A 13,542-nucleotide genomic window follows, 5' to 3' on the forward strand; every position below is an offset into this window, starting at 1 on the left:
CATCAGGAATTCAGCATGACACCATCCGAAGGACAACATACCGCTTCCGCTATCCCCGTGTACCGGCAAGAAGGGGTGAAAGGGAAAGTCGCCGCTCTGATTTTTTGGAGTCGTTGGTTACAACTGCCAATTTATTTGGGTTTGATTGTGGTGCAAGGGGTATATGCTTGGAAATTTCTCAGCCAGCTTTATCACCTGTTAACACAGCTTGATGTGCTCACTGAAACTGAAATCATGCTAACCGTATTAGCATTGATTGATGTGGTGATGATTGCCAATTTGTTGTTGATGGTTACCGTGGGGGGCTATGAAACCTTTGTGTCACGGTTGAGGGTGGATAACCATCCCGATCAACCAGAATGGTTAGATCATGTGAACGCCTCGGTATTAAAAGTCAAATTGTCGATGGCGATTATTTCAATCTCTTCCATTCACTTATTGCAAACCTTTATCAATGCTTCTCGCTTGGATGAGCATACGATAAAATGGCAGCTGTTCTTGCATTTAGCTTTCTTGCTCTCGGCGGCAGCCATTGCCTACACCGATAAGCTATTGCATTCCACTGTTGTTGCTCATCATCCGCACTAATCCTGTGCTGGCGCGAGTTTGGGGACAATGCCCACTCGCGCATATCAAAGAAAGTTGCTCTGTGTCTCGTCCCACTCAACTGATTCACGGCTTTCATGCAGTGAATGCCCGTTTATTTCAAAACCCAGACAGTATTATTGAACTCTATTGTGCCAATGGTCGTCACGATAGCCGAATGCAGGAAACAATTGCACAAGCGGAACGGGCTGGGGTGCGGTTGCATTACCTCGATAATGCGCGTTTAGATGGCATGACTGGCCATGCACGTCATCAAGGTGTTGTCGCACAGATTGATCCTCGTCGCCATTACTTGACTTTGGACGATGTGTTGGAAAACCTGCAAGAAGCGCCGTTGTTATTGGTATTAGACGGGGTGACCGATCCTCATAATCTGGGGGCGTGTTTGCGTGTTGCCGATGCAATGGGCGCTCATGCCGTGATCGCACCAAAAGATCGTTCAGCTGGGCTGAATGCCACGGTGAGTAAGGTGGCATGTGGCGCAGCGGAAGTTGTGCCATATATCACAGTGACCAACTTGGCGCGTACTTTGCGCGAGCTAAAAGAGGCTGGCGTGTGGATTGCTGGTACCGCAATGGAAGCGAGCACCGATCTATTCCATTTCCAACATACCGGCCCATTGGCTTGGGTGATGGGGGCTGAAGGCGAAGGAATGCGCCGGCTGACGCGTGAAACCTGTGATGTACTGGTATCGATTCCGATGTTTGGCTCTGTTGAAAGTCTAAATGTCTCGGTGGCCAGCGGCATGGTGTTGGCTGAAAGCCGCCGTCAACGGGTATTAGCTGTGTCGTAAGCCACAAGGAAACGGTGATAATCCACCACGAAAGCACACCGCCTTTGTGTGGTGGCTTTCTCTTTTTATGGAACGATCAATCGCATGACCGCACTTGAACTGCGCGCCAGTCTAGGACTCGCAGGCTTATACGCCCTGCGTATGTTAGGGATGTTTTTGATTTTGCCGGTGTTTGCCTTATATGCCCACACCCTTCCGGGCGGTGATGAACCGCTGTGGATCGGGCTGGCATTAGGCAGCTATGGCCTGACCCAAGCTTTGTTGCAATTGCCCTTTGGGATGTGGTCGGATCATATTGGCCGCAAACCGCTGATTTATCTCGGTTTAATCCTGTTTGCCATCGGCAGCTTAATTGCTGCATGGGCGCCGGATGTGGTGTGGTTGACAGTGGGGCGCGTGATTCAAGGGGCAGGGGCGATTTCAGCCGTGATTACTGCGTTATTGGCTGATCTGACCCGTGAAGAAAACCGCACCCGCGCTATGGCAATGATTGGGATGACGATTGGCCTGACGTTTGCCTTTAGTTTGGTATTGGGCCCGTTACTCACCCGCTATATTGGCGTCCCCGGTATTTTTCTGTTGACAGCGGTGTTGTGTGTGTTTGCGCTGCTTGGGGTGTATTGGATTATTCCTAATCCAGTGGCGACCCGTTTTCATTCTGATGCCGAAGCCTCGCCAGCACGCTTACCTGCTGTGTTGCGCAATCGTGAGTTGTTGCGTCTGAACTTTGGGATTTTTGCGCTGCATGCGGCACAAATGGCGATGTTTGTGGTGATTCCGTTTTTGTTAACGAAAACCGGTGGTTTAGATCATGATCATCATTGGCAGGTCTATTTGCCCGTGGTGGTGCTGGGTTTTGTGTTGATGGTGCCGGCGATTATCTACGGTGAGAAAAAGCACCGTTTGAAACAGGTTTTTGTGTTTGCCATTAGTTTGATGTGTATTGCACAAATCAGTATGGCGTTGTGGTTAGATAGCTTTGCGGCGATTGTGGCGGCGTTGGCATTATATTTTATTGCTTTCAATATCTTAGAAGCGACCTTACCCTCTTTGGTGTCTAAAATTGCCCCTGCCGAGGCAAAGGGAACGGCGATTGGTGTATATAACACGGGTCAATCGTTGGGCTTGTTTGTCGGGGCCAGTGTCGGGGGGGCGTTATATGGTTGGTATGGCAGCAGTGGGACGTTTGCGTTTTGTGCGGTATTGATGGTGATTTGGTTGTTACTTGCTATCCGTATGACGCCGCCGCCTGCGGTGCGAACTCAGTTGTATCATATCGATCCTGATTTTATTGCGCGTCATTGGCAAGGGAATGCGGCAGCTTTGTCAGCGCAGTTGGCGCGTTTTGAGGGGGTATGTGAGGCGGTGGTGATTGCGGCTGAAGACGTGGCGTATCTTAAAGTCCGGCAGGGGACGTGGGATCAAGCAGGGGTTGAGGCGTTGTTACAAATTAAAGCGTCTTGATGAGAGCGATATTGCATGGGAAAAGTGGCCGGATGTACGGCCACTTTTTTTTTGATGCATCGTTTGGTGATGTTGGCTTTGTTGGGAGAGCCTTGTGTGGCTGTCAATAGCTTCTTGCTTCATGCCAAATTGCAAATCTGGCTCATACTACCGAGTAAATTCCCCTGCTGCCTCTGGTTGATACAACACATCCAACACCTTAATTCGATGTGTATTGCCAGAGGGTAACGGCCAATCAATCTCTTGCCCGACTGACAAACCAAGTAATGCCGAGCCAACGGGCGCTAATACTGACAAACATCCCTCACCACCATCTTGCGGATAGACAAGGGTATAACTCATCTCTTGCCCAGTGCTGATATTCAATAAGCGGACACGCGAATTCATCGTTACAACACCGGCAGGGATCTCTTGTGGATCGACAATATCCGCCCGATCAATTTCTGCCTCTAAGGCAACGGCGGCTGGGCTGTGTCGCCACTCGGCGTTTTGTAACAGCTTTTCCAAACGCAACACATCTAGGCTGGACAAAATCAGAGAAGGGGGGGTAGACATAAAATAGCTCCTCACACTCTGCCCTGCTTCAGGATTGAAGCGAGGTCAGCAAAAAAAGAAAACGCCCACCGCAAAACGGTGGGCGGATAAGACTCAAATCATCAAAGGCAGTGTAACAGTTTGCCTGTTGATTGGCGACTATTCGCTATGGGCAACAATAAATTGTTTCACCTGTTCGACATCGGCCGGCATGACCGTCACTCGCTGTGGCAAATCTTCTAAATTCGCCAACCCTTGTGGCGCAGCTGGGCTTTGTTGCAGGGCTTCTTGAATCGTCTCGGCAAACTTCACTGCCTGTGCCGTTTCCAATACCAACACCGGCATCCCCGTCACTGCCACCTCACGAGCGACTTTAACGCCATCTGCCGTATGGGTATCGATCATCAAGCCATCCGAAGCAAACACACTGCGAATCGTGGCTAAACGATCGGCGTGGGTACTTTTTCCTGAAGCAAAAGCAAATTGTTCCAGTTGTGCCCATTCTGGACTGGTGCTGAGATCAAACCCACCCCGATCCACTTGTTGCCACAATTCAGCCAAGCGTGTTGGGTTACGGCCGACTAAATCGAACACAAAACGCTCGAAGTTCGAGGCTTTAGAAATATCCATCGAAGGGCTAGAGGTAACGAAGGTATCTGCCGTTCCACGTGGGCGATAAGCCCCCGATTTAAAGAACTCATCTAACACATCGTTTTCGTTGGTTGCCAAAATCAGCTTACCAATCGGCAGCCCCATCATGCGGGCGATATGACCTGCACAAATATTGCCAAAGTTACCCGAAGGCACACAGAACGCAACTTGCTGGCTGTTATCTTGGGTGGCGGCAAAATAGCCTTTAAAGTAATACACCACTTGCGCCGCAATCCGGCCCCAGTTGATCGAATTCACTGCCCCGATTTTATAACGTGCTTTGAAGGCATGATCGTTTGATACTGCTTTGACGATGTCTTGTGCATCATCAAACATCCCTTCCACAGCAATGTTAAAGATGTTTTCGTCTTGTAAGGAATACATCTGTGCCCGTTGGAAGGCACTCATTTTGCCGTGCGGTGACAACATAAAGACACGCACACCACGTTTACCACGCATGGCATATTCTGCTGCCGAGCCTGTGTCACCGGAGGTTGCACCGAGGATATTGATTTCCTCGCCACGTTTGGCCAACACATATTCAAACAAATTGCCAAGCAACTGCATGGCCATGTCTTTAAAGGCCAGCGTAGGGCCATTCGATAATTCGAGTAACCCAATGCCCTCTTTTAACCAAGTGACGGGGGTGATATCGGCTGCTTTTTCTAGCTGTCGGGCATAGCCATACACCTCGGCGCGGTAGGTGCGTTGGCAAATGTCGCGCAAGTCTGTTGCTGGGATATCGGTTGCAAACAGGCTCAAAATTTCAAATGCCAAGTCAGCATACGACAGTTGACGCCAAGCCGCTAACTGCTCGGCGGTGACCTGTGGATACTGTTCTGGCAGGTATAACCCGCCATCTGGGGCGAGACCACCGAGCAAAATATCAGAAAAAGATTGGGCCGGTGATTGACCGCGAGTCGAGAGATAACGCATTAACCTAATGCCTCCAAACGCAGACGAGTGACATCACCACGCACCACTGACAAGGCAGTGATTTTCTCGAGTGCAGCACTCATGTATTTTTCGAACGTGCGATGAGTCAGAATAATGATGTCTGCCTGATCAGCGCCTTCCGCTGGTTCACGCTGCAACATGGCGTCGATACTGATGCTGTGATCAGCCAAAATGCGCGTTACATCGGCCAAGACACCGGGCTTGTCTTCGACGGATAAACGCAAGTAGTAAGCGGTTTCCACTTCACCGATAGGCAGAATAGGCAATTCAGCCAATTGATCGGGTTGGAAGGCCAAGTGTGGCACACGGTGTTCTGGGTCGGCGGTATGTAAGCGAGTCACGTCCACCAAATCAGCAATCACTGCACTGGCGGTCGGCTCTGCCCCTGCCCCTTTACCGTAATACAAGGTGGCGCCAACGGCATCCGCTTGTACTAACACCGCATTCATCGCCCCTTCAACATTGGCAATCAGGCGTTTTTCTGGCACCAAAGTGGGGTGAACACGCAACTCGACACCGGCTTCGGTACGGCGAGTGATGCCTAACAATTTAATGCGATAGCCTAATTGTTCTGCATAGCGAATATCTTCTGCTTTCAGTGACGTGATGCCTTCGATATGGGCTTGGTTAAATTGCACTGGAGTACCAAACGCCAAGGCCGACAGCAGCGTGATTTTATGTGCAGCATCGACCCCTTCAACGTCGAAAGTCGGATCAGCTTCGGCATAACCTAAGCGTTGAGCTTCCGCTAACACTTCATTAAACGACAACCCTTTGTCGCGCATTTCCGACAAAATAAAGTTGGTGGTGCCGTTGATAATGCCGGCGATCCATTGGATACGGTTGGCGGATAGACCTTCACGCACCGCTTTAATAATTGGAATCCCACCGGCAACGGCCGCTTCAAAAGCCACGGTAACGCCTTTTTCGCGTGCCGCAGCAAAAATTTCATTGCCATGTACGGCCAACAAAGCTTTGTTAGCGGTCACTACATGCTTGCCATTGCGGATGGCTTCTAAAACCAATTCTTTGGCAATACCATAGCCACCGATCAGTTCCACTACAATGTCAACATTCGGGTCACGCACCACGGCAAACGCATCATCCGTGACGGTTGCTGCATCGCCGACAACTGTACGAGCATGGTCGAGGTTTTTATCTGCCACCATCGTAATTTGAATAGGGCGGCCAGCGCGGCGGGTGATTTCTTCTTGGTTACGATTCAAAACAGTAAAAGTGCCACCGCCAACGGTGCCGATGCCTAACAGGCCAACTTGGATGGGTTTCATGATGTTTTGTGCGCGAGAAGCCCCGCCGGTGGTCAGCGGGGAGGGATAGCATAGTATGCCGTGCATACTCTGTTTCTCGCGGTCTCCTTAAAGTAACGAGCTATCCTAGGTTAATAAATTAAGCGTGGCTCACGGCGGTATCGGTGCCGTGGCGCTTGCGATAGTGTTCTAAGAAACGGGTCAGGCGGGTGAGGGCATCGCGCAAGTCATCGACATTCGGCAGGAACACCACACGGAAGTGGTCGGGTTGTGCCCAGTTAAAGCCGCTGCCTTGTACCAGCAAAACTTTTTCCGCTTCTAAAAATTCGAGAATCAGCTGTTGATCGTCTGCCACCGGATAGATTTTTGGATCAAGACGGGGGAAGAGATACAGCGCGGCTTGCGGTTTGACACAGCTCACACCCGGGATGGCATTCAGCATTTCCCAAGCAAGGTCGCGCTGTTTGGTCAAACGCCCTTGTGGTGCAACCAAATCATCAATGCTTTGATAACCACCGAGTGCGGTTTGAATCGCAAATTGCCCGGGGACATTGGCACACAAACGCATCGAGGCCAGCATATTCAGGCCTTCAATGTAATCTTTTGCATGACGTTTTTCGCCAGAAACAATCATCCAACCTGCACGATAGCCACATGCACGATAGTTTTTCGACAAACCGTTAAAGGTGATGAATAAAACATCGTCGGCCAAGCTGGCAATCGACACATGTTTTTGGCCATCAAACACCACTTTGTCGTAAATCTCATCAGCATACACAATCAGCTGGTGCTGACGGGCCAGTTCTACCACTTCGCGCAGGAAAGCTTCAGGGTATAACGCCCCTGTCGGGTTGTTTGGATTGATTAACACAATGGCGCGGGTGCTGGGGGTAATTTTGCCGCGAATATCGTCTAAATCGGGCAACCAACCATTATTCTCGTCACAGATATAGTGCCGAGGGACGCCACCGGCAAGGCTGATGGCGGCGGTCCACAGGGGGTAATCTGGCGAGGGGACTAATACCTCATCACCGCTGTCTAACAGGGCTTGCATTGCCATCACAATCAGCTCTGACACGCCATTGCCGATGTAAATATCGTCAATTTTCACACCAGCAATGCCTTTCTGCTGGGTGTAGTGCATGATGGCTTTGCGTGCAGCAAACAAGCCTTTCGAATCGGAATACCCCGAAGCATCGCCCAAATTGTGCATCACATCGACCACAATTTCCTCCGGCGCTTCAAAACCAAATGGCGCAGGATTACCGATGTTGAGCTTGATGATACGGTGGCCTTCTTCTTCCATTTGTTTGGCGCGTGCCAAAACTGGGCCACGGATGTCGTAACAAACATTTGCCAGTTTGTTAGATTTTAAAATGGGTTGCATAGTGACTGACCTTATTAAAACAGTGGCGCGAGTGGGACTCTTTGCCACAAAAGCAGGGGGACGGCGACGTTGTTTGCGTTGTCGCCAAGCGGGCGCAGCGTTCACTGCATAGCCATCATGGCAAGCATCATCGAGGCGGCGGCTCGCGCCGCAGTCGCTCGGGCGCAGGGGTTCAGGTCAGTCACAGCCAGCCAGCCTCGTAAACACGCTTGCATGAGAAATACTCCGAATAAGTCAGGTAAAAAAACGTGGTATTCACCTGCGTCAAGCAGGGCGCATAATCCTAACGCAATCTGTGTTGCGACGCACTAGGCATAGTGGGCTAATTGCATTAGGGAATGCGGCTTTCTCGTTGTAAACAGCCTTGTGCCAGCGATTCGCGACATAAACGCAGAAAATGTTGCAGGGCGGGGGTGAGGTATTTATCGCGATGATAAACCAATAAAAATTCCCGTCGTAGGTCTAACCACGGTGCCGCTAGCTTGACCAGACTGCCGCGCCGAAATGCCTCACGCAGCGCCAATCCCGACACACACCCCAACCCAAGCCCCGATTCCACCGCACGTTTAATCCCTTCGGTATGTTCCAACTCAAGGCGGATGGCAATGGGTAATTGATGGGCAGCACGCGCTCGATCAAAGGCCTCGCGGGTACCCGATCCGGTTTCACGCACAATCCACGTTTCACGAGCAAAATCGCGTGGTGAGAGCTGTCCTTGTTTGGCCAGAGGATGGTCGGGCGCACAAAAAATTTCCAAACTGTCCCCGCCCCACGATTCTGTTATCAGCTCAGGATGATGACATTCACCCTCAATCAGGGCGACATCCAAGGCAAAACACAACATTCTTTCAACAATGTGCCGAGTGTTAGCAACTTCTAGGCTCACACGGCTGGCGGGATGTTGTTGCATATACTCCGCCACCAACCCAGTGACCAAATAATTGCCCAACGTTAAGGTTGCTCCAATTGCCAATGGTCCACAGGCATCTTGGCTTTTCATCAAGGCTTCAAGTGCGGCAGCGCGATCTAGCCATTCTTCTGCTTGTGGCTGTAAGGCATGGCCTAAGGCATTGAGGCGCAAGCGTTTTCCTACACGGTCAAATAACTGAATCGAAAACTGCCGTTCTAATTCACACAGTGCGCCACTTACCGCAGAAGGCGACATGGCAAGGCTTTCCGCTGCGCGGGAAATGCTCTCATAACGGGCGACATGAACAAACACTTGTATCTGTTTTAACGAAAAATGCATTAAATTAAGCCCTCGTGCTCAACGATGACCCTTACGTAAAGGATAAGAAAAATGACGTTGCCTGAAATTTTTGTGCTGTCTGGTGTGCGTACTGCCATTGCTGACTATGGTAGTGCTTTGAAAGACTTTGCACCTAGCGAACTGGGTGCACAGGTAGTGAAAGAAGCGATTAAACGCGCTGGTGTTGCCGCAGAAGACATCGACCACGGTGTGTTTGGTAATGTGCTGCATACTGAAGCTCGCGATATGTATGTGTCTCGTGTGTCATGCCTTAACGGTGGTATGAGCCATGCGTCGCAAGCCTTAACCGTGAACCGTCTGTGCGGTTCCGGTATGCAGGCGATTGTTTCTGCGGCGCAGATGCTGGCGCTGGGTGATGCCGAGTTGGCGATTGCTGGTGGGGCTGAATCGATGAGCCGTGCCGGTTATTTATTGCCAGCTGCGCGTTGGGGCGCTCGGATGGGGGATAGCAAAATGGTGGATATGATGGTCGGGGCATTGACCGATCCATTTGACACCGTCCACATGGGGATTACCGCAGAAAATATTGCAGCTAAGTGGGGTTTCTCCCGTGAAGAGCAGGATGCGTTTGCGGTTGAATCACATCGCCGCGCCGTGGCTGCGATTGCTGCCGGTCATTTCAAAGAGCAAATTTTGCCAGTGGAATTAGTCACTCGCAAAGGCACGACATTGTTTGATACTGACGAACACCCACGCGGTGACATCAGTGCTGAAGGATTGGCCAAACTGCGCCCAGCTTTCAAGAAAGATGGTTCTGTGACAGCGGGTAATGCGTCGAGCTTGAATGATGGCGCGGCTGCAATTGTGTTGGCAACCGCCGCTGGCGCGAAAAAATCGAGCGCCCAGCCGCTGGGTCGTTTGGTGTCGTATGGGATTGCTGGTGTCGATCCTGCTTTCATGGGTGAAGGCCCGATCCCTGCTGTGGCGCGTGCTTTGCAGCGTGCAGGGCTGTCAGTGAATGATTTGGATGTGATTGAATCGAACGAAGCCTTTGCTGCACAAGCGTTATGTGTCACACGCGGTTGTGAGTTTGATCCTGCCAAAGTGAACCCAAATGGGGGGGCAGTGGCATTGGGTCATCCGATTGGCGCGACTGGTGCGATTCTGACGGTGAAAGCGTTGTATGAGCTGCACCGTATTGGCGGTCGTTATGCGTTGGTGACCATGTGTATCGGTGGTGGCCAAGGGATTGCCGCGATTTTCGAACGCGTATAATCGTGTCGTGTGGTGGATGTGGTGATACCGCCGTATCCGTCACACCACCATCAAAAAAACCGCCGCATCCTTGATTGGGTGGGGCGGTTTTTTGTTGTTGCCAATTCAGCCTTTAATTAAAAAATCAAGCCTAAACCGCTAATGGCCGAGTGGATGGGCTTTTAGCGTGTTATCAAACGAATGAGTTGTTCCGTTTTCTGCAAAAACCAGTTCTGGTTTTGATTAAATCATCGGTATGCTGCCTGATCGGGTGCTCTCTGCGGCTGTGACCCAATATCATGGGTTGGGCGATTCGATTTTAAAACAGGACTAATATGGCTTACTCGGTACGACATTTTTCCATTCAAGGCATGACATGTGCCGCTTGTGCAGCGCGGTTAGAGAAAGTGTTGAACCGCTTGCCGAATGCTGAGGCGAATGTCAATTTTGCTGATGAAACGGCGCATGTCCGTTTTCCTGACCAACATCCCATCACCCCCGAACAAATCTCCGCTGCGATTGCGCGTGCTGGTTTCTCTGGACAAGAACAAGCAGACGATTGGCCGGCCCCTGCCGCACAAGAACACGCACCACAAGAACAGCGCATATTGTGGTTGGCATTGCTATTGACTGCACCATTCGCTGTTGAAATGGTGGCGATGCTTGTTGGGCATCACGGTGTGGTGCCTGCGTTATGGCAATGGTTATTGGCAACGCCAGTGCAATTTATTGTCGGTTGGCGTTTTTATCGTGGCGCATGGGCAGCGTTGCGCGGCGGTGGGGCGAATATGGATGTCTTGGTGGTACTGGGGACATCGATGGCATGGCTGTGGTCGAGTTGGGTGTTGTGGAGCGGTGCAACACATCATCACGCGCTGTATTTTGAAGCCTCGGCGATGGTGATTAGCTTGGTGTTGCTGGGTAAAACCCTCGAAGCCCGCGCCAAGCGGCAAACCACGGCTGCGATGAACCATCTGTTACAACTGGCTCCGGCGACAGCACGGGTTGAACGGGATGGCATGGTGCAAGAATTACCGATTGCCAGTTTATTGGCGGGTGATCGGGTCTTGGTGGCTCAGGGCGACACCTTGCCGGTGGATGGTGTGGTCGTGGCGGGACAAGCCGCGTTGGATGAATCGCTGTTGACCGGTGAAAGCGTGGCAGTAGAAAAACAACAGCAAGATAAGGTTTTTGCCGGTACTCGGGTGCAATTGGGTCACTTAACCATTGCGGTTGAACGTGCTGGTCGTGAGACGCAATTGGCAGCGATTGTGCGCCGTGTGGCAGAAGCACAAGGTTCCAAAGCACCTATTCAAGGATTGGCAGATCGGGTGTCGGCGATTTTTGTGCCGGTGGTGGTGGTGATTGCTTTGTTGACTTTTGGATTGACAGCTTTTTTTACCGGCGAATTAGAACAGGCGCTGATTCATGCGGTGGCGGTGTTGGTGATTGCGTGTCCCTGTGCGCTGGGCTTAGCCACACCAGCGGCAATTATGGTCGGCGTCGGACTAGGCGCGCAGCGCGGGATTTTATTTCGTAATGCCGCTGCACTCGAACGCGCCGCCCAAGTGGCCGTCTTGGCGGTGGATAAAACCGGTACGCTGACTTTAGGACAACCGGTGGTGCAACATTGTCATGTGTTGGCTGCTGATTTAGATGAAAACACCGTCTTCACCCTTGCCGCGTCACTGGAGCAAAATGCCACGCATCCCTTAGCTTCGGCGATTTTGCATGAGGCACAGCAACGTCAACTGCGGCTACAGCCGATGAGCGAGTGGCAAACGACAATTGGACAAGGGTTTGCCGCCCATGATGAACAAAACACCCATTGGGCTTTGGGCCGCCCTCACTGGTTAATGTCAACGCCGCCGGCATTATCTTTGATGCAATCGTGGCAAGAGGCAGGTTGCAGTGTGATTGCGTTGGCACGAAATGCTGAGATCGTGGCTTATCTCGGTCTTGCCGATCCTCTGAAACCGCAGGTAAAACACACTTTGCAACAGCTGGCCGCACAGGGGGTGCAGACTCACATGCTCACTGGCGATCAAGAAAAAACGGCTTTGGCGGTTGCAGCACAGGCAGGCATGGCTGCAAGTCAAGTTCACGCTGCTTTAACCCCTGCCCAAAAAGCGGATTGGGTACAACAAGCACAGCAACAAAATCAGGTGGTGGCGATGGTGGGGGATGGTGTGAACGATGCGCCTGCTTTGGCGATGGCTGATGTCAGTTTTGCGATGGGCAGTGGCAGTGATATTGCGATGGAAACGGCGGATGTCACTTTAGTGCAAGGTGATATTCAACATATCCTCGACGCGATTCGCCTGTCTCAAGCCACATTGCTTACCATTCGTCAAAATCTGTTTTTTGCATTTATCTACAATGTGCTGGGTATTCCGCTGGCGGCATTCGGTTTGTTAAATCCGGTGCTGGCAGGGGCAGCAATGGCGTTGAGCTCGATTTCTGTTTTGACCAATGCCTTGCGTTTGAAACGGTTTCGTTAATTTCATGATGGGGAATCAAAGATGGAACAAATTCGTGTTCGGGTTGAGGGTATGACGTGTGGTGGGTGTTCGAAGCGTTTGCAGGGGTTGTTAGCTGCTGTGGCGGGTGTCAGCCAAGTTGAAGTCAGTCACGAACGTGGTGAAGCCGTTGTCGAGGCGGATTTGTCGCAAGTGTCATTGGCACAGTTGCACGCCGTGATTGAAGACGCCGGTTTTGATGTTGTATAAAAAATTTGTTGGGGGGTGGATGTGCTACGCTTATCCACCCTACATTGGCTGCACATCCGTGCAGCAAGCGATGTTGGATATTATGAGCAGGAACGATGTTGCACAGCAGGGCAGTCGCCCTAAAACAAAGTTAGGAGATCTTGATGGCGTTCTCTCGACACGAACTAAGGCTGAGAGCATTCCAGCGGGCCGCAGATGTTCTGTATTCGTTTTGGGAGGAGCAGAAGGACAATAACCCACGATCTGTGGCTGTTCACTCCAGGGTCTTTGATACGCTCATTAACAACGAATACATAGAGCTTAATCGAAAGGCGCCCGGGAGAACCTATCGTGAGCACGTTGTTCCATGCGCATACATACGCAATCTGGCATTCGATATGTACTGGCGAGGGCAGCAACCTAATGAAGTGGCGACGATGATAGGACGCCTCCTGCGCATTGCCTACATATCAACCGAGCAGGCTAGAGCAGTGGATAAACTACATAAACACACCATGCCGAATGATTGGGATTCTGAAACAGGCTCAATCCTGGTGCGGCTGGAAATCGCTGGTATCTCTATCGAAGATGCAATAGAGACCACCTAACCATTTGCTGCAGTTTTGTAGGGTGGATAAGCGTAGCGCATCCACCAAATCACTCTGGTTTTGATGTTATTGTATAAAAAATTTGTTTGGGGAGTGGATGCG

General features: G+C 51.2%; 12 protein-coding genes. 7 read left to right on the forward strand and 5 right to left on the reverse strand.

The window, feature by feature from the left end; genetic code table 11:
* Positions 1 to 15: 15 nt before the first annotated feature.
* The 3 genes from ACYVJG_RS00780 (at position 16) to ACYVJG_RS00790 (ending at position 2,863) form a co-directional block, all read left to right on the forward strand.
* Positions 16 to 588 carry a TIGR00645 family protein gene (locus ACYVJG_RS00780; RefSeq protein WP_460429337.1) on the forward strand — a complete coding sequence of 191 codons (573 nt, stop codon included), beginning with the start codon at positions 16 to 18 and terminating at the stop codon, positions 586 to 588.
* A 61-nt stretch (positions 589 to 649) separates the two neighbouring features.
* Positions 650 to 1,399 (forward strand): 23S rRNA (guanosine(2251)-2'-O)-methyltransferase RlmB, encoded by a 750-nt coding sequence (gene rlmB / locus ACYVJG_RS00785; protein ID WP_022652607.1) that lies wholly within the window; start codon positions 650 to 652, stop codon positions 1,397 to 1,399.
* A gap of 84 nt (positions 1,400 to 1,483) precedes the next feature.
* Complete coding sequence (locus ACYVJG_RS00790; protein ID WP_027405051.1) at positions 1,484 to 2,863, forward strand: MFS transporter; 1,380 nt, start codon at positions 1,484 to 1,486, stop codon at positions 2,861 to 2,863.
* 147 nt (positions 2,864 to 3,010) lie between these two features.
* Here ACYVJG_RS00790 and rnk read toward each other — a convergent pair whose 3' ends face one another.
* The 5 genes from rnk to ACYVJG_RS00815 all read right to left on the reverse strand — a co-directional run bounded on the left by rnk (position 3,011) and on the right by ACYVJG_RS00815 (position 8,909).
* Positions 3,011 to 3,418: a nucleoside diphosphate kinase regulator gene (rnk, locus tag ACYVJG_RS00795; protein WP_460429338.1), complete on the reverse strand. Its 408-nt coding sequence runs from the start codon at positions 3,416 to 3,418 to the stop codon at positions 3,011 to 3,013.
* Positions 3,419 to 3,556: 138 nt separating this feature from the next.
* Positions 3,557 to 4,984 carry a threonine synthase gene (gene thrC, locus ACYVJG_RS00800; protein WP_460429339.1) on the reverse strand — a complete coding sequence of 476 codons (1,428 nt, stop codon included), beginning with the start codon at positions 4,982 to 4,984 and terminating at the stop codon, positions 3,557 to 3,559.
* On the reverse strand, positions 4,984 to 6,294 hold the full coding sequence (locus ACYVJG_RS00805) for a homoserine dehydrogenase (RefSeq protein ID WP_460429538.1): 1,311 nt from the start codon (positions 6,292 to 6,294) through the stop codon (positions 4,984 to 4,986). The genes thrC and ACYVJG_RS00805 overlap by 1 nt, the downstream gene beginning before the upstream one ends.
* A 118-nt stretch (positions 6,295 to 6,412) precedes the next feature.
* Positions 6,413 to 7,660, reverse strand: a complete 1,248-nt coding sequence (locus tag ACYVJG_RS00810) for a pyridoxal phosphate-dependent aminotransferase (RefSeq protein WP_460429340.1) — start codon at positions 7,658 to 7,660, stop codon at positions 6,413 to 6,415.
* A 331-nt stretch (positions 7,661 to 7,991) separates the two neighbouring features.
* Positions 7,992 to 8,909, reverse strand: coding sequence for a LysR substrate-binding domain-containing protein (locus ACYVJG_RS00815; RefSeq protein ID WP_022652599.1), 918 nt, complete (start codon positions 8,907 to 8,909; stop codon positions 7,992 to 7,994).
* Positions 8,910 to 8,960: 51 nt separating this feature from the next.
* Here ACYVJG_RS00815 and ACYVJG_RS00820 point away from each other — a divergent pair, with 51 nt between their 5' ends.
* The 4 genes from ACYVJG_RS00820 (at position 8,961) to ACYVJG_RS00835 (ending at position 13,440) form a co-directional block, all read left to right on the forward strand.
* On the forward strand, positions 8,961 to 10,145 hold the full coding sequence (locus ACYVJG_RS00820) for an acetyl-CoA C-acyltransferase family protein (protein ID WP_022652597.1): 1,185 nt from the start codon (positions 8,961 to 8,963) through the stop codon (positions 10,143 to 10,145).
* A gap of 314 nt (positions 10,146 to 10,459) precedes the next feature.
* Entirely contained in the window at positions 10,460 to 12,625 is a 2,166-nt protein-coding gene (locus tag ACYVJG_RS00825; protein ID WP_460429341.1) for a heavy metal translocating P-type ATPase, read from the forward strand.
* 21 nt (positions 12,626 to 12,646) lie between these two features.
* A complete protein-coding gene (locus tag ACYVJG_RS00830; RefSeq protein WP_022652595.1) occupies positions 12,647 to 12,853 on the forward strand; it encodes a heavy-metal-associated domain-containing protein in 207 nt (68 codons plus the stop codon).
* Between the two features lie 143 nt (positions 12,854 to 12,996).
* Positions 12,997 to 13,440 (forward strand): hypothetical protein, encoded by a 444-nt coding sequence (locus ACYVJG_RS00835; RefSeq protein ID WP_022652594.1) that lies wholly within the window; start codon positions 12,997 to 12,999, stop codon positions 13,438 to 13,440.
* The last annotated feature ends 102 nt before the right edge of the window (positions 13,441 to 13,542 follow it).

It is taken from the genome of Aquaspirillum soli, from assembly GCF_054781915.1.

What these genes read in the sequence shown, in the direction of transcription:
- ACYVJG_RS00780 (WP_460429337.1), top strand. Translation starts at nt 16, where the DNA reads ATGACACCATCCGAAGGACAACATACCGCTTCCGCTATCCCCGTGTAC.
- ACYVJG_RS00790 (WP_027405051.1), top strand. Translation starts at nt 1,484, where the DNA reads ATGACCGCACTTGAACTGCGCGCCAGTCTAGGACTCGCAGGCTTATAC.
- rnk (WP_460429338.1), bottom strand. Translation starts at nt 3,418, where the DNA reads ATGTCTACCCCCCCTTCTCTGATTTTGTCCAGCCTAGATGTGTTGCGT.
- thrC (WP_460429339.1), bottom strand. Translation starts at nt 4,984, where the DNA reads ATGCGTTATCTCTCGACTCGCGGTCAATCACCGGCCCAATCTTTTTCT.
- ACYVJG_RS00805 (WP_460429538.1), bottom strand. Translation starts at nt 6,294, where the DNA reads ATGAAACCCATCCAAGTTGGCCTGTTAGGCATCGGCACCGTTGGCGGT.
- ACYVJG_RS00810 (WP_460429340.1), bottom strand. Translation starts at nt 7,660, where the DNA reads ATGCAACCCATTTTAAAATCTAACAAACTGGCAAATGTTTGTTACGAC.
- ACYVJG_RS00815 (WP_022652599.1), bottom strand. Translation starts at nt 8,909, where the DNA reads ATGCATTTTTCGTTAAAACAGATACAAGTGTTTGTTCATGTCGCCCGT.
- ACYVJG_RS00820 (WP_022652597.1), top strand. Translation starts at nt 8,961, where the DNA reads ATGACGTTGCCTGAAATTTTTGTGCTGTCTGGTGTGCGTACTGCCATT.
- ACYVJG_RS00825 (WP_460429341.1), top strand. Translation starts at nt 10,460, where the DNA reads ATGGCTTACTCGGTACGACATTTTTCCATTCAAGGCATGACATGTGCC.
- ACYVJG_RS00830 (WP_022652595.1), top strand. Translation starts at nt 12,647, where the DNA reads ATGGAACAAATTCGTGTTCGGGTTGAGGGTATGACGTGTGGTGGGTGT.
- ACYVJG_RS00835 (WP_022652594.1), top strand. Translation starts at nt 12,997, where the DNA reads ATGGCGTTCTCTCGACACGAACTAAGGCTGAGAGCATTCCAGCGGGCC.